Here is a 14,872-nt window from a genome sequence, read left to right on the forward strand (position 1 = left end):
GCCTCAAGCCGCCACGAGCAGGCACACCGCCTGCGCCGCGATCCCTTCCTCGCGTCCGACGAAACCCAGGCGCTCGCTGGTGGTGGCCTTGACGCTGACCTCATCGAGTGCGACGCCAAGGTCGGCGGCGATCACCTCCCGCATCGCCTGCGCGTGCGGGCCGATCTTCGGCCGCTCGCAGATCACCGTGGCATCGACATTGCCGATCTTCCAGCCGCGCTCCGCGGCCAGGGCCACGCAGTGGCGCAGCAGCGCACGGCTGTCGGCGCCCTTCCAGCGTTCGTCCGAAGGCGGGAAATGCACGCCGATGTCGCCCAGCGCCAGCGCGCCGAGGATGGCGTCGCACAGCGCATGCAGGATCACGTCGCCGTCGCTGTGCGCGACCAGCCCGCGGGAGTGGGGCACGCGCACGCCGCCGAGCATGACGTGGTCGCCCTCGCCGAATGCGTGGACGTCGTAGCCGAGGCCGATTCGGATGGTCATGCGTCCTCCCCCGTCGCGCGCCGCGCGAGCAGGAATTCGAAATGGGCCAGGTCCGCCGGCGTTGTCACCTTGATGTTGTCCTCGGCTCCCTCGACCAGCAGAGGGCGCGCGCCCAGGCGCTCCATGGCCATGGCCTCGTCGGTAACCTCGACGCCGTCCGTGGCCGCGGCTTCCAGCGCGCGGCGCAGCTGCAGGCGTCGGAACAGCTGCGGCGTCTGCGCGCGCCACAGGCGCTCGCGCGGCTCGGTACCGTCGATGCCACCGTCGTCGCCGGCACGCTTCAACGTGTCGCGCACGGGCGTGGCGAGGATGGCGCCGACCGGATCTTCGCGACCGCGCTCCAGCAGCGCGGCGAGGTCGGCCAGGCGCAGGTTCGGGCGCGCCGCGTCGTGCACCAGCACGAAGGCGTCGGCGCGCACGTCGTCGGGCAGAGCAGCCAGGCCGGCCAGCACCGATTCCGCACGGGTACTGCCGCCGGTGCAGGCAATCACGGGGCGGCCGCTGCCGTCGCTCCATCCCTGCCAGCGGGAATCGCCTTCGGCCAGTGACACCACGGCGCCCTGGACGCCCGGGTGTGCGAACAGCGCGCGCAGGCTGTGCGCGATCAGCGGCTCGCCCGCGACTTCAAGGTATTGCTTGGGCACGTCGCCGCCGAAGCGCGCGCCGCGGCCGGCGGCGGGGATCACGACCCAGGTCATCGGGTGTCCTTGTCGTTTCCGGGGATGATCCGTTTCACTGCGCTTCTTCTTCGGTGTCGGTCGCCGTCGTCGCCGGCTGTGCGTGATCGACCACGCGATAGAAGGTCTCGCCCGGCCGGATCATGCCCAGCTCGGCACGCGCGCGCTCTTCGATCGCCGCCTCGCCCGACTTGAGGTCGGCGACCTCGGCGGCGAGCGCGGCGTTGCGGTCGCGCAGGCCGTCGTTCTGCCGCGCCTGCTGCTCGACCTGGGCCTGCAGGTCGGCAACCTCCTGGTTGCCGCCATTGCCGAACCACAGCCGGTACTGCAGCCACGCCAGCAGCGCGACCAGCACCACCAGCACGATCCGCAGCGTGCGCATGGCGGTCGCGTCAGCGCTTCAGCGAAACGAAGGCGTCGCGACCGGCGAAGCGCGCCTTGGCGCCCAGCGACTCTTCGATGCGAAGCAGCTGGTTGTACTTCGCCACGCGGTCGCTGCGGCACAGCGAGCCGGTCTTGATCTGGGTGGCCGTGGTCGCGACAGCAATGTCGGCGATGGTGGTGTCCTCGGTTTCGCCCGAACGGTGCGAGACCACCGCGGCGTAGCCGGCGGCGTCGGCCATGGCGATCGCTTCCAGGGTCTCGGTGAGCGTGCCGATCTGGTTGACCTTGATCAGGATCGCGTTGGCGGTACCGCTGTCGATGCCCTCGCGGAAGATCGCCGGGTTGGTCACGAACAGATCGTCGCCGACCAGCTGCACGCGATCGCCCAGGCGCTGCGTCAAGAGCTTCCAGCTGTCCCAATCGGCCTCGGCCATGCCGTCCTCGACGGTGATGATCGGGTACTGGTCGCACCAGGAGGCCAGGAAGTCGGTGAACTGCTCGCCGGTCAGGCGCTTGCCCTCGCCCACCAGGTGGTATTTGCCGTTGTCGTAGAACTCGCTGGAGGCGACGTCCAGGCCAAGCAGCACGTCGTCACCGGCGCGATAGCCGGCCTTGCCGATGGCTTCGAGGATGGTGTCGAGCGCCTCGACATTACTGCGCAGGTCGGGGGCGAAGCCGCCTTCGTCGCCGACGGCAGTCGAAAGGCCGTGACCCTTCAGCACCGACTTCAGCGCGTGGAAGATCTCGGTGCCCGCGCGCAGGCTCTCGGAGAACGAGTCGAAGCCCACCGGCAGCACCATGAATTCCTGCAGGTCGACGTTGTTGTCGGCATGCGCACCGCCGTTGATGATGTTCATCATCGGCACCGGCAGCACCGGGGCGCGGTCGCCGGCCAGCAGCTGCCACAGCGGGATGCGGCGCGAGGCCGCCACCGCATGCGCCGCGGCCATGGACACACCCAGCAGCGCATTCGCGCCCAGGCGGCCCTTGTTGTCGGTGCCATCAAGGTCGATCAGGCGCTTGTCGAGGCCGGCCTGGTCGGCGGCGTCGAAGTCCTTGAGCGCGTCGGCAATGGTCCCGTTGACGTTGGCCACCGCCTGCGTCACGCCCTTGCCCAGGTAGCGCGTCTTGTCGCCATCGCGCAGCTCCACGGCTTCGCGTGCACCGGTCGAGGCGCCCGAGGGCACCATCGCGCGGCCGAACGCGCCATCGGCGAGGGTCACCTCGGCTTCAAGCGTGGGATTGCCGCGGCTGTCGAGGATTTCACGGGCGTGGATCTTGGCGATATTGGTCATGGGCTCGCTGTGTCGCTTTGTGTGTGTGGGATTGCGGAAGAGCTTTTTTGCCACGGATTTACGCGGATAAACGCGGATTTACACCGATAAAGCCAACAGCCTTTTGTGTAAGCCTCTCTCTTCCATGCAGGAGCAGCTACAGCTGTGACCTGAAGATTCGGTCATTCCGGGGGTCGCAGCTATAGCTGCTCCTACAGGAAAGGTGTCTTTGCTCTATCCGCGTTTATCCGCGTAATCCGTGTCATCAGTGGCCAAAAAATCAAACCTCGTTTTCGAGAAAGCCTCCACGCTTGGTCACCGCGTCGAGTTCGATCATGGTTTCAAGCAGGGCGCGCATCTTGTCCAGGGGCCAGGCGTTGGGGCCGTCGCTGAGCGCCTTGGCGGGGTCGGGGTGGGTTTCCATGAAGACGCCGGACACGCCCACGGCGATCGCGGCGCGGGCAAGGACCGGCACGAACTCGCGCTGGCCGCCGCTGGAAGTGCCCTGCCCGCCCGGCAGCTGCACCGAGTGGGTGGCATCGAAGACCACGGGGCAGCCGGTGGCGCGCATCACCGCCAGCGAGCGCATGTCACTGACCAGGTTGTTGTAGCCGAAGCTGGCGCCGCGCTCGCAGACCATGATGTCCTGGTTGCCGGTCGCCTTCGCCTTCTCGACCACCGGCTTCATGTCCCAGGGCGACAGGAACTGGCCCTTCTTGATGTTCACCGGCTTGCCGGCGCTGCAGACTTTCCTGATGAAATCCGTCTGGCGCACCAGGAAGGCCGGCGTCTGCAGAACGTCGACAACGCTCGCGACCTCGTCCATCGGCGTGTACTCGTGCACGTCGGTCAGCACAGGCACGCCGATCTGCCGCTTGACCTCGCCCAGCACGCGCAGGCCTTCCTCCATGCCCGGCCCGCGGAACGCGGTTCCCGAGGTGCGGTTGGCCTTGTCGAAGCTCGACTTGAAGATGAAGTTGATGCCGAGCGCCGAAGTGATCTCCTTCAGCTGCCCCGCCACATCAAGCTGCAGCTGCTCGCTCTCGATCACGCACGGGCCGGCGATCAGGAAAAACGGCTGGTCGAGGCCGACCTGGAATCCACAGAGGTTCATAGAAGAGCCCTTTCTTGCCACGGAGTTGCTCATGCCGTTGCTTCTTTCAACAACTTCCCGCCAGCCTTGCGCTCGCGCGCGGCGCGGACGAAGCCGATGAACAGCGGGTGGCCGCCGCGCGGGGTGGAGAGGAACTCGGGGTGCGCCTGGCAGGCGATGAACCAGGGGTGGTCGGCAAGTTCCACCATCTCCACCAGCAGGTCGTCCATCGACTTGGCGCTGATCACCAGGCCCGCGTCTTCAAGCTGGGTACGGTAGCGGTTGTTGAACTCGTAGCGGTGCCGGTGGCGCTCGGCGACCACGTCCTTGCCGTACAGCGCGCGCGCCTTCGTGCCCGGATTCAGTCGCTGCTCCTGCAGGCCCAGGCGCATGGTGCCGCCGAGGTCGCTGTCCTCGCCGCGGCGCTCGACCTCGCCGGTCTTGGTGCGCCACTCCGTGATCAGCCCGATCACCGGATGCGGGGTCTGGCGGTCGTTCTCGGTGCTGTTGGCGCCCTCCAGCCCGGCCAGGTGGCGGGCCACGTCGACCACCGCCGCCTGCATGCCGTAGCAGATGCCGAAGTACGGCAGTCCGGTTTCGCGCGCATGCTTCGAGGTCAGCACCTTGCCGTCGAAGCCGCGGTCGCCGAAGCCACCGGGCACCAGCACGCCATCGACGCCGGCCAGCGCGGCCGCGGCGCCGTCGCGCTCGATGTCCTGCGACTCCACCCACTTCAGGTTCACCCGCGTGCGCTGGCGGATGCCGCCGTGGCGCAGGGCCTCGGCCACCGACTTGTAGGCGTCCTTGTGGTCGACGTACTTGCCGACCACGGCGATGGTGACCTCGCCGATCGGGTTCTGGGTGGCGTCGACCACCGACGCCCATTCGGACAGGTCCGCCACCGGCGCGGCCTTGTCGGCCAGGCGCAGGCGCTCGACCACGAACGCGTCCAGGCCCTGGCTCTGCAGCCAGGCCGGGATCTTGTAGATGTTGTCCAGGTCGACGATCGAGATCACCGCCTTCTCGGACACGTTGGTGAACAGGGCGATCTTGCGGCGCTCGCTGTCTGGCAGCGGCTGCTCGCTGCGGCACAGCAGCACGTCGGGCTGGATGCCGATCGAGCGCAGCTCCTTCACCGAGTGCTGGGTGGGCTTGGTCTTGAGTTCGCCGGCGGCGGCGATGTACGGCACCAGGGTGAGGTGCAGGAACAGCGCCTTGTCCGGGCCGCGCTCGGTGCGGATCTGGCGGATCGCCTCGAGAAACGGCAGCGACTCGATGTCGCCCACCGTGCCGCCGATCTCCACCAGGGCGACGTCGAAGCCCTGGGTGGCGGTGTCGATGCAGCGCTTGATCTCGTCGGTGATGTGCGGGATCACCTGCACGGTCGCGCCCAGGTAGTCGCCGCGGCGCTCCTTGCGGATCACGTTCTCGTAGATCTTGCCGGTGGTGATGGAGTTCTTGCCCGACAGGCGGACGTTGATGAAGCGCTCGTAGTGGCCCAGGTCGAGGTCGGTCTCGGCGCCGTCGTCGGTCACGTAGACCTCGCCGTGCTGGAACGGGCTCATGGTGCCGGGGTCGACGTTGATGTACGGGTCGAGCTTCATCATCGTCACCCGCAGGCCGCGGGCTTCGAGGATGGCCGCGAGCGAGGCCGCGGAAATGCCCTTGCCAAGCGAGGACACCACGCCACCGGTGACGAAAATCAGGGGAGTCATGAATCAGGCTGCCGCAGGAAAGCCATAGTCTAGCGGCTGGAGGTTGCAGGGGCGACCTTGACAGCGCGCCCGGGGCGTTCTGCTTCAGTGGGAGCGGCCATGGCCGCGACCGCCGCCCGGCTCAGCCCTGGCGCGGCCGCAGACCCTGCATGACGCGCGAGAACAGGCCGCGGGCCCCTTCCCGGGCGGCCATCTCCCCTGAGGGGCCGGTGTCGCGTGCCGTGAAAGTATCCACCACCACGGCCATGGCCTCGCGCCAGCGCGCCATGAGCGCCGGATCGGCCTCGGGATCGGTCGCTTCGACCACGCGCAGCAGGCTGGCGATCCAGTCCCGGTACAGCGCCGCCGGCACCGGGCAGCGCCCGTCGCGAGCGTGGACGGCACCCATCTCCTCGATCCCGCGGTCCACCACCCGGCTGCCGCCCGCATGGAAGATGGCCATGGTGATGCCCTTGCGCAGGGCCATGCGCTGCTTGTTGAAGTCAGTGTGGGCGAACAGTGCGGGGACATCGGGATGGCTGGCCAGGAACACGTCGTAGAAACGGCCGATGAACTCCTTGTCGCGCAGGCAGCGGCCATAGCTCTGGTGCAGGTCGGCGTAGGCGTCGGTCGCGGCGGTCATGGCGGTCTCCTGGTGGGGGCGCCGATTCTCGCGCGCGACCGCGGGACCCGGATTGACCCCCGTCAACACCTGCCTTGACCCGCCCCTGCCCCGCCGCCATTCTGGTCGGCTTCCCCCCGCTCTCCGGCCTTGCCCTTTCCGCGATGAATTCACGCTACGACGCCGCCGACATCGAAGTCCTGTCCGGCCTGGATCCGGTCAAGCGCCGGCCCGGCATGTACACCGATACCACCCGGCCGAACCACCTGGCGCAGGAGGTCATCGACAACGCGGTGGACGAGGCCCTCGCCGGCCATGCGCGCGCGATCGCGGTGACCATGCACAGGGACGGCAGCTGCGAGGTCTCCGACGACGGTCGCGGCATGCCGGTGGACATCCATCCCGAGGAAAAGGTGCCGGGCGTCGAGCTGATCCTCACGCGCCTGCACGCGGGCGGCAAGTTCAGCAACCGCAACTACGCGTTTTCCGGCGGCCTGCACGGCGTGGGCGTAAGCGTGGTCAATGCGCTGTCGACCCTGGTCGAGGTGCACATCAAGCGCGACGGCAACGAATACCTGATGTCCTTCCGCGACGGCGACCCCGTCAGCGGCCTGGGCATCGTCGGCACCGTGGGCAAGCGCAACACCGGCACCAGATTGCGTTTCTGGCCGGACCCGAAGTATTTCGACACGCCGAAGTTCGGCCTTCGCGCCCTGCGCCACCTGCTGCGCGCCAAGGCGGTGCTGTGCCCTGGCCTGACCGTGACCCTGCTTGACGAGGCCAGCGGCGAGCGCGACGAGTGGCACTACGCCGACGGCCTGCGCGACTACCTGGCCGGCGAGCTCACGGGCCGCGAGCCCCTGCCGCCGGACCTGTTCCTGGGCCGCCTGAAGAAGGACACCGAGATCGTGGACTGGGCCGTGGCCTGGATCCCCGACGGCGAGCTGGTGCAGGAAAGCTACGTCAACCTGATCCCGACGCCGCAGCACGGGACCCACGTCAACGGACTGAGGTCCGGCTTCACCAATGCCCTGCGCAGGTTCTGCGAATTCCGCAGCCTGCTGCCGCGCGGGGTGAAGCTGGCGCCCGAAGACGTCTGGGACCGCGTCGCCTTCGTGCTCAGCCTGAAGATGAGTGATCCGCAGTTCAGCGGCCAGACCAAGGAGCGCCTGAGCTCGCGCCAGGCCGCCGGCTTCATCGAGGGTGCCGCCGAAGACGCGTTCACGCTCTGGCTCAACAGCCACGTCGAGCTGGGCGAAAAGATCGCCCAGCTGGCGATCGACCGCGCCAGCGCGCGGCTCAAGACCGAGAAGCAGATCGTCCGCAAGAAGGTCACCCAGGGCCCGGCCCTGCCCGGCAAGCTGGCCGACTGCATCAGCCAGGACCTGTCGCGCACCGAGCTGTTCCTGGTCGAGGGCGATTCGGCCGGCGGCAGCGCCAAGCAGGCCCGCGACAAGGACTTCCAGGCGATCATGCCCCTGCGCGGCAAGATCCTGAACACCTGGGAGGTGGCATCGACCTCGGTGCTGGCCAGCGAGGAAGTGCACAACCTCGCCATCGCCATCGGCTGCGACCCGGGCAAGGACGACATCTCCGGCCTGCGCTACGGCAAGGTCGTGATCCTGGCCGATGCCGATTCGGACGGCCTGCATATCGCCACCCTGCTGGCGGCGCTGTTCCTGCAGCACTTCCCGGCCCTGGTGCGCGCCGGCCACATCTTCGTGGCGATGCCGCCGCTGTACCGCGTCGACGTGGGCAAGCAGGTGTTCTACGCCCTCGACGAGGAAGAAAAGCGCCTGCTGCTGGAGAAGATCGCGCGCGAGAAGCTGAAGGGCCAGGTCAACGTCACCCGCTTCAAGGGCCTGGGCGAGATGAACCCGCCGCAGCTGCGCGAATCGACCATCCATCCCGACACCCGACGCCTGGTGCAGCTGACCATCGACGATGCCGACCAGACGCGCTCGCTGATGGACATGCTGCTGGCCAAGAAGCGCGCGTCGGACCGCAAGGCCTGGCTGGAGGACAAGGGCGACCTGGCGACCCTCGAAGTCTGAAGATCGCGCACGACCTGTGGCTGCAGCCATAGCTGCGACCGGCGGCATGCGATGAGCGGGCAATCAATCGCAGCGATGGCTGCTCCCACAAACGGGATGGATTGCAACGCCGTGCCGCGACTGCAGGCTCAGCCTCCCAGCGCAGCTTCCAGCAGGGCGCGCAGCACCGGCTGCAGCGCCGCGGCCCGCCCCGGCAGCCACTCGAACGTCGCCTCGTCCATGTAGGCACGCTGCGCGATCTCGAGCTGCACGGCTTCCATGCCCAGCTCCGGGCGGCCGTAATGGCGCGTGATATGGCCGCCCTTGAAGCGGCCGTTGGCGACCCAGTCGTAACCGTCCTGCTTCGCCAGCACCAGCGCCAGGCGCTCGGCCAGCTCCGGCGAACAACTCGCGCCGCCCGCGGTGCCGAGGTTGAGGTCCGGCAGGCGACCCGGGAACAGCCAGGGCAGTTCCCCCCGGATCGAGTGCGCTTCCCACAGCACGACGCGGCCGTGCGACTGCTTCAGGCGATCGATCTCCCCTTGCAGTGCCGCGTGATACGGGTGCCAGTAGGCTTCGACGCGTTCCGCGACCTCTTCGGGCGTGGGTTCCTGGCCTTCAAGGTAGACGGCGCTGCCGTTGAACTGCCGCACCGGGCACAGGCCGGTGGTGTTCTGCCCGGGATACAGGGAGGTGTCGTCCTCGCTGCGGTTGAGGTCGACGACGTAGCGCGAATGCGTTGGCAGGAGGATCGACGCGCCGAGCTCGCGCGCAAAATCGTACAGCCGCGCCACGTGCCAGTCGGTGTCGGGCACGCCGCGCGCGCTGGCGGTCAGCCGCCGTGCAATCGCGTCGGGAACGTGGGTGCCGTCGTGCGGCAGGCTGACCAGGAGCGGCGCAGTACCGCGATGCAGGATGAATATGTCCATGGAGCACGATGCTACATGGCGTCGCGTCGCCATCGCCGCAACGACTCAACGCAGCAACACGATCTCTTCGGCGCTGGTCGGGTGGATGGCGACGGTGGCGTGGAAGTCGGCGAGCGTCGCGCCCATCTTCACTGCCACGGCGAAGCCCTGAAGGATCTCGTCCGCGGCCTCGCCCAGCAGGTGCAGGCCGACCACGCGCTTCTCCTCGCCCACGCAGACGGCCTTGAACATGCTGTGCTGCTGCACGTCGGCCAGGGCATGCAGCATCGGCCGGAAGGTGGTGTGGTGGCAGCTGACCGCGTCGCCGCCGAAGCGCTCGCGGGCCTCGGCCTCGGTCAGGCCGACCATGCCGACCGGCGGATGCGAGAACACCACCGTCGGCACGTCTGCATGGTCGACCCGCGCGTCCGGCTCGCCGCCGAACACGCGGTCCATCAGCCGCCGCGCTTCGGCGATCGCCACCGGCGTCAGCGCCAGGCGGCCGGTCACGTCGCCGACCGCATACACACCCTTGGCGCCGGTGGCCTGGTACCCGTCCACCTTGATGTAGCCACGGTCGTCGGTCGCTACCCCGGCGGCCTGCAGTCCCAGGTCGTCGTTGTTCGGACGCCGCCCGGTGGCAAGGATCACCACGTCGAAGGGCTGGCCGGTATCGCCGCCCTCCTCGCGCAGGCGCACGCCGCCGGCTTCGCCGGCCTCCAGTGCCGCCAGCGAATAGCCCAGGTGCAGGGCGATGCCGGACTGGTGCAGGTTGCCCTGCAGGCGCTCGATCACCTCGTGGTCGAAGCCCTTGAGCAGCCCTTGGCCGCGCACGAACAGCTCGACGTGGCTGCCCAGCGCCTGCATCACCCCGGCAAGCTCGACGCCGACGTAGCCGCCGCCGATGATGGCCACCCGCCCGGGGGCCGCCGACAGCGCGAAGAAGCCGTCCGAATCGATCGCCAGGCCGGCGCCGGGAATGTCCGGACGCACCGGCCGGCCTCCGGTGGCGAGCACGATGTGCGCCGCGCGCACCCGGGTGCCGTCGCCGCACTCGACCACGCCGTCGCCGGCAAGCCGGCCCCGCGCGGGCAGCAGCACGATCCCCGCGTCGTCCAGGCGCCGGCGGTAGCTGGCGTGGATGTTGGCGATGTAGCGCTGGCGGCCGGCCACCAGCCGGGTCCAATCCGGGTAGGCGGGTTCGACCGGGAAGCCCAGCGCCGAAGCCATGCCGATGCGCGCGCCCAGGTCGGCCGCCAGCCACATCGCCTTCTTCGGCACGCAGCCGACGTTGACGCAGGTGCCGCCCAGTTCGCCCGGCTCGAGCAGGGCGACGCGCGCGCCGTGGCTGGCAGCGCGAAAGGCCGCCGCCAGTCCACCGGAGCCGCCGCCAACGACGGCCAGGTCGACCTCGATGGCGCGGGCGTCTTTCACCGGAACCGTGCCGGCGAGTACGGCGCGGGATCGATTCGCGGATCGTTGCCGCAGATCATGTCGGCGACCAGCTGTCCGGTGGAGGGGCTCATGCTGACGCCCATCATGCCGTGTCCCGTCGCGAGCCATGCGTGGCGACGGCCGGGCACGCGGCCGATGATCGGCACGTCGTCGATGCTCAGCGGGCGCCAGCCGTACCACTCTTCGTGCTTTACCGGGCCGACGGGCTCGTGCAGGAACTGTGCCGCGCCGCGCTCGAGCGCATCCAGCCTGCGGCGGTTGAGATCGGTGCTGTAGCCCGAGAATTCCATCGTGCTGCCCAGGCGGTAGCCGCTGCCCCAGGTGGTTACGCAGACGCCGGGTTCGTGCAGCGACAGCGGGCGCCGCGGTACCACCGACGGGCGGTCGTAGGTGATCGAATAGCCCTTGCCGGGCTGGACCGGCAGCGCGCCCAGGCCCGCCGAGCGCATCAGAGTGGGCGACCAGGCACCGGTGGCGATGACCACGTCGCGCGCACGCACGCGCCCGCGGTTGCCATGGACCGTCACGCCGTCCGCATCCTCGTCGATCCCCTGCACTTCCCAGCCGTCCTCGACCCCGCCGCCAAGCGCGCGCAGCGACTGCAGCAGGCCGCTCACGTACCGGTCCGGCCGCAGGCTGGCATCGTCCGGGAAGCGGATCACCGCGTGGATTCCCGGCTTCAGCGCCGGATCCGAACGCTCGTAGTCGCTGCCGGCGATCACCTCCGCGGCGATGCCGGCCGCGGCCAGGTGCGGGATGTCACGCGCGGCCGCGTCGAAGCCCGACGCGGTCCGGTACAGGTAGTCCACGCCCTCCGCCGCGTACTCCGAGCCGGGCGCATGCCGCGCCACCCACTCCGGGTAGGCCGCGATCGAATCGTTGAGGAGGGCCGCGCGCGCGGTCAGCGCCGCGTGCCAGTCACGGGCATTGCAGCGCCGGGCGAACCCGAGCAGCCAGCGCCACAGCCCCGGGTCGAACCGCGGCGCGACGTAGAACGGCGCATCCGGGGTCAGCATCCAGCGCAGCGCCTGGGCGACCGCGCCCGGCGCGGCCAGCGGCGCCGCGTGGCTGGGCGTCAGCGTGCCGCAGTTGCCGTGCGAGCTGCCGCTGCCGATGGTCCTGGCCTCGAGCACGCGCACGCTGCGCCCGGCATCGATCAGGCTCAGCGCGGTGCACAGGCCGATGACGCCGCCGCCCACCACCACCACATCAACGCGTTCGTCCATGGCGGAATCCAAGCGCGCGGGGCCGTCAGCCGGCCTTGCCGGCGTCGTCGTCGGCATCGGCATCGCTGCCGGCCGCATCGCCATGGTCGTGGCCACCGGCGCCGTGCACGTGGCCGTGCTCGATCTCGACCGGTTCGGCCTCGCGCACGTCGACGATCTCGACGTCGAAGTGCAGGTCCTGTCCGGCCATCGGATGGTTGAGGTCGACATCGACCACGCTCATGCCGAGCTTCTGGATGGTCACCGCGCGCGGGCCGAAGTTGGTGTTCAGCACGACCTGGTCGCCCACGCTCAGCTTCTGGCCGCTGAAGTGCTTCTTCGGAACGCGCTGGGTCATGCCCTCGCGACGCTCGCCGTAGGCCTCGGAGGCAGGCACGTCGGCGCTGAAGCTGTCACCTGCCACGTGGCCTTCCATCGCCTTCTCGAGGCCCGGGATGATGTTGCCATGGCCGTGCAGGATCGCCAGCGGCTCGCGGTCCTTCGACGTTTCCACCGGCTCGCCGCCCTGCTGGGACACGGTGTAGTGGAAGCGGACGACGCGGTCTTTTTCGATCTTCATGGGCAATGGGTCCGGAGGCGCGGCGCGGGGCCGCTTGTAAGGAAGGAGGCGGTTCGGCCAAGATGCCGGCCGATGGGCAAGGGCATGCATTATCCAGACACCGGCAGCCGCGCGCCAATCGCCGCCGTGGCGTTGGCGATCCTGCTGCTGGCCGCGGGCTGTGGCCGCGACGCCCGCGACGACGTCCGCGCCACGCCGCCCCCCTCCGGCCCGGCGGTCCAGCGCGACTGGCCGCAGGTCGTTCCCGCCGACCCCGCTGCCGCCAACGCGGTGCTGATGCGCGCGATCAGCCTGGTCGGCACGCCCTACCGCTATGGCGGCAACACCCCCGGCGGTGGCTTCGACTGCTCGGGCCTGGTCAACTATGTCTACGACGACATGCTCGACCTGAAGCTGCCGCGCACCTCGCGCGACCTGGCCGCCTACCAGGGGCCGCGGATCGAGCCCGAGCGGCTCGCCACCGCGGACCTGGTGTTCTTCGGCAGCGGGGGCCGCGTGACCCACGTCGGCATCTATGTCGGCGAGGGGCGCTTCGTCCATGCACCCAGCACCGGCGGGACGGTGCGCCTGGACCACCTGGACGGCAGCTACTGGCGGCGGAACTACAGCGGCGCAAAACGCATCCTGCGCTGAATCCGGGACACTGTTCTCACGGCTTTCACGCCGTGCTAATGAAAACGTAACAAATTCACGCGTTGTCTACGTCACCATCACGCGCTGCTCTGGTTGACTTGTGAAGACCGCGTGACTTTTTCCGCCCCGATCGACTCCCTGCGCCTCGCCCGTCCAGGGCGACTGCATCGCCTCCTGTTCACCGGTGTCCTGCTGCTTTGCGGGGCTCCGGCGCTCGCGGCCCCGCTGGCCGCCGACTCCGCCGACGACGTGCTGTCCGGCTCCACCAGCCGGGCCCTGGTGGGTTCCGCCATCGCGCCGAGCCGCGACATGCTCAGCGCCGCCGACGTCCTGCAGCTGATCGAGGCCGGCGAGTCGGGCGGCGACGCCAGGCCGCAGGGCCGCATCCAGGTCCTGCTGCAGCGGGCCATGGGCCTGCTGGGCACGCCCTATCGCTGGGGCGGCACGTCGCCGGATTCCGGTTTCGATTGCAGCGGCCTGGTCGGCTACGTGTTCCGCACCGCGCTGGGCATCGAACTGCCGCGCGTGTCGCGCGAGATGGCCGGCAACGGCGAACAGGTCGAGCGCGCCGCGCTGGTGGCCGGCGACCTGGTGTTCTTCGGCCGCCGCGGCAAGCGCGTCGACCACGTCGGCATCTACGTCGGCGACGGCCAGTTCGTGCACGCGCCGCGCACCGGCCGCGACGTCACCGTGTCGCGGCTGGACACCGGCTACTGGGCCGGCAAGTTCCTGCAGGCGCGCCGGGTCGAGGGCCTGCACAGCTGAGGCCGGCCGCCACGCGGCACGCGTGACATGAAGGCCGCCTCCGGGCGGCCTTCCCGCATCCGGCCTTCCGCCGGCACCGGCGTGCCGCGGCCACGCTGCGCCGCGGCGTGCGCCGGACGCCGCGCCGGTCCAAGCTCGGCCAACCCCGCCACCCGACCGGACGCCGATGCAGGCTTCTCTGCTCACCAACCTCCTGCTTCCGCTGGCCCTGGGCGTCATCATGCTGGGGCTGGGGATGGGCCTCACCCTCGCCGACTTCCGACGCGTGGCGCGCTACCCGAAAGCGGTGCTGGTGGGCTTGGCCCTGCAGACCCTGCTCCTGCCCTGGGTGGCGTTCGCCCTTGCGCTGGGCTTCGGCCTGCAGCCCGGACTCGCGGTCGGCCTGATGCTGCTGGCGGCCTCGCCCGGTGGCGCGACCGCCAACATCTACAGCCACCTGGCGCGCGGCGACGTGGCGCTCAACATCAGCCTGACCGCGATCAACAGCCTGCTCTGCCTGTTGACCCTGCCGCTGATCCTGAACCTGTCGCTCGGGCACTTCCTCGGCGCCGGCCAGTACGTGCCGCCGCCGGTGGCGAAGGTGGTCGAGGTCGCGGTGATCATCCTGCTGCCCGTGGCCGCGGGCATGGCCGTGCGCCATTTCGCGCCCGGCTTCGCGGCGGCCTCGACCAGGCCGCTGCGGATCCTGTCGGTGCTGGTGCTGGCACTGCTGGTCACCGTGGCCGTGGCGCAGTCCTGGCACGTGCTGCTGGCATCGGTGGCCGCGGTCGGGCTGGCCTGCCTGCTCTTCAACCTCGCCAGCCTGGGCGCCGGCTATGCGGCGCCGCGCGCGCTGAGGCTGCCGCGGCAGCAGGCGATCGCGATCTCGATGGAAATCGGCATCCACAACGGCACGCTGGCGATCTTCATCGCGCTCAACGTCCTGGGCAACGCGGCAATGGCGATCCCCGCGGCGGTTTACAGCCTGCTGATGTTCTTCACCGCGGGCGCGTTCGCGGTCTGGCTCAACCGCGAAAAAAAGATTCCGCTTCCCCCCCTACCATCAATCGAAAGTCGTGAACCCGCC

At 69.4% G+C, this 14,872-nt stretch carries 15 protein-coding genes; 4 read left to right on the plus strand and 11 right to left on the minus strand.

Going from position 1 to position 14,872, the window contains the following annotated elements; genetic code table 11:
- Positions 1 to 3: 3 nt before the first annotated feature.
- The 7 genes from ispF to WCE39_RS01450 all read right to left on the minus strand — a co-directional run bounded on the left by ispF (position 4) and on the right by WCE39_RS01450 (position 6,248).
- On the minus strand, positions 4 to 483 hold the full coding sequence (gene ispF / locus WCE39_RS01420; RefSeq protein WP_343274931.1) for a 2-C-methyl-D-erythritol 2,4-cyclodiphosphate synthase: 480 nt from the start codon (positions 481 to 483) through the stop codon (positions 4 to 6).
- Positions 480 to 1,181: a 2-C-methyl-D-erythritol 4-phosphate cytidylyltransferase gene (ispD, locus tag WCE39_RS01425; RefSeq protein WP_343274932.1), complete on the minus strand. Its 702-nt coding sequence runs from the start codon at positions 1,179 to 1,181 to the stop codon at positions 480 to 482. Before ispD ends, ispF begins: the two co-directional genes overlap by 4 nt.
- Positions 1,182 to 1,215: 34 nt before the next feature.
- Positions 1,216 to 1,542 carry a cell division protein FtsB gene (gene ftsB, locus WCE39_RS01430; protein WP_343274933.1) on the minus strand — a complete coding sequence of 109 codons (327 nt, stop codon included), beginning with the start codon at positions 1,540 to 1,542 and terminating at the stop codon, positions 1,216 to 1,218.
- 10 nt (positions 1,543 to 1,552) lie between these two features.
- Positions 1,553 to 2,839, minus strand: a complete 1,287-nt coding sequence (gene eno / locus WCE39_RS01435) for a phosphopyruvate hydratase (protein ID WP_343274934.1) — start codon at positions 2,837 to 2,839, stop codon at positions 1,553 to 1,555.
- Between the two features lie 259 nt (positions 2,840 to 3,098).
- On the minus strand, positions 3,099 to 3,932 hold the full coding sequence (gene kdsA / locus WCE39_RS01440; protein WP_343274935.1) for a 3-deoxy-8-phosphooctulonate synthase: 834 nt from the start codon (positions 3,930 to 3,932) through the stop codon (positions 3,099 to 3,101).
- 29 nt (positions 3,933 to 3,961) lie between these two features.
- On the minus strand, positions 3,962 to 5,626 hold the full coding sequence (locus WCE39_RS01445) for a CTP synthase (RefSeq protein ID WP_343274936.1): 1,665 nt from the start codon (positions 5,624 to 5,626) through the stop codon (positions 3,962 to 3,964).
- A 121-nt stretch (positions 5,627 to 5,747) separates the two neighbouring features.
- Positions 5,748 to 6,248, minus strand: a complete 501-nt coding sequence (locus WCE39_RS01450; protein ID WP_343274937.1) for a globin — start codon at positions 6,246 to 6,248, stop codon at positions 5,748 to 5,750.
- 143 nt (positions 6,249 to 6,391) lie between these two features.
- Here WCE39_RS01450 and parE point away from each other — a divergent pair, with 143 nt between their 5' ends.
- Positions 6,392 to 8,281 carry a DNA topoisomerase IV subunit B gene (gene parE, locus WCE39_RS01455; RefSeq protein ID WP_343274938.1) on the plus strand — a complete coding sequence of 630 codons (1,890 nt, stop codon included), beginning with the start codon at positions 6,392 to 6,394 and terminating at the stop codon, positions 8,279 to 8,281.
- A gap of 128 nt (positions 8,282 to 8,409) precedes the next feature.
- Here the strand turns inward: parE and hutG are convergent, their stop codons facing one another.
- From hutG to WCE39_RS01475, 4 genes are read right to left on the minus strand one after another with little or no spacing between them, the layout of a single operon-like run.
- Positions 8,410 to 9,189, minus strand: coding sequence for an N-formylglutamate deformylase (gene hutG / locus WCE39_RS01460; protein ID WP_343274939.1), 780 nt, complete (start codon positions 9,187 to 9,189; stop codon positions 8,410 to 8,412).
- Between the two features lie 45 nt (positions 9,190 to 9,234).
- A complete protein-coding gene (gene gorA / locus WCE39_RS01465) occupies positions 9,235 to 10,602 on the minus strand; it encodes a glutathione-disulfide reductase (RefSeq protein ID WP_343274940.1) in 1,368 nt (455 codons plus the stop codon).
- A complete protein-coding gene (locus WCE39_RS01470; RefSeq protein ID WP_343274941.1) occupies positions 10,599 to 11,849 on the minus strand; it encodes an NAD(P)/FAD-dependent oxidoreductase in 1,251 nt (416 codons plus the stop codon). The genes gorA and WCE39_RS01470 overlap by 4 nt, the downstream gene beginning before the upstream one ends.
- 25 nt (positions 11,850 to 11,874) lie before the next feature.
- Positions 11,875 to 12,408: an FKBP-type peptidyl-prolyl cis-trans isomerase gene (locus WCE39_RS01475; protein ID WP_343274942.1), complete on the minus strand. Its 534-nt coding sequence runs from the start codon at positions 12,406 to 12,408 to the stop codon at positions 11,875 to 11,877.
- Positions 12,409 to 12,492: 84 nt separating this feature from the next.
- Between WCE39_RS01475 and WCE39_RS01480 the strand changes: the two genes are divergently transcribed.
- From WCE39_RS01480 to WCE39_RS01490, 3 genes are all read left to right on the plus strand, one after another.
- Complete coding sequence (locus WCE39_RS01480) at positions 12,493 to 13,041, plus strand: C40 family peptidase (protein WP_343274943.1); 549 nt, start codon at positions 12,493 to 12,495, stop codon at positions 13,039 to 13,041.
- 111 nt (positions 13,042 to 13,152) lie between these two features.
- On the plus strand, positions 13,153 to 13,806 hold the full coding sequence (locus WCE39_RS01485; protein WP_343274944.1) for a C40 family peptidase: 654 nt from the start codon (positions 13,153 to 13,155) through the stop codon (positions 13,804 to 13,806).
- Positions 13,807 to 13,972: 166 nt separating this feature from the next.
- On the plus strand, positions 13,973 to 14,872 hold a 900-nt coding region (locus tag WCE39_RS01490), incomplete at its 3' end, for a bile acid:sodium symporter family protein (protein ID WP_343274945.1).

The organism is Luteimonas yanweni, from assembly GCF_039548475.1.
Classification (GTDB): domain Bacteria; phylum Pseudomonadota; class Gammaproteobacteria; order Xanthomonadales; family Xanthomonadaceae; genus Luteimonas.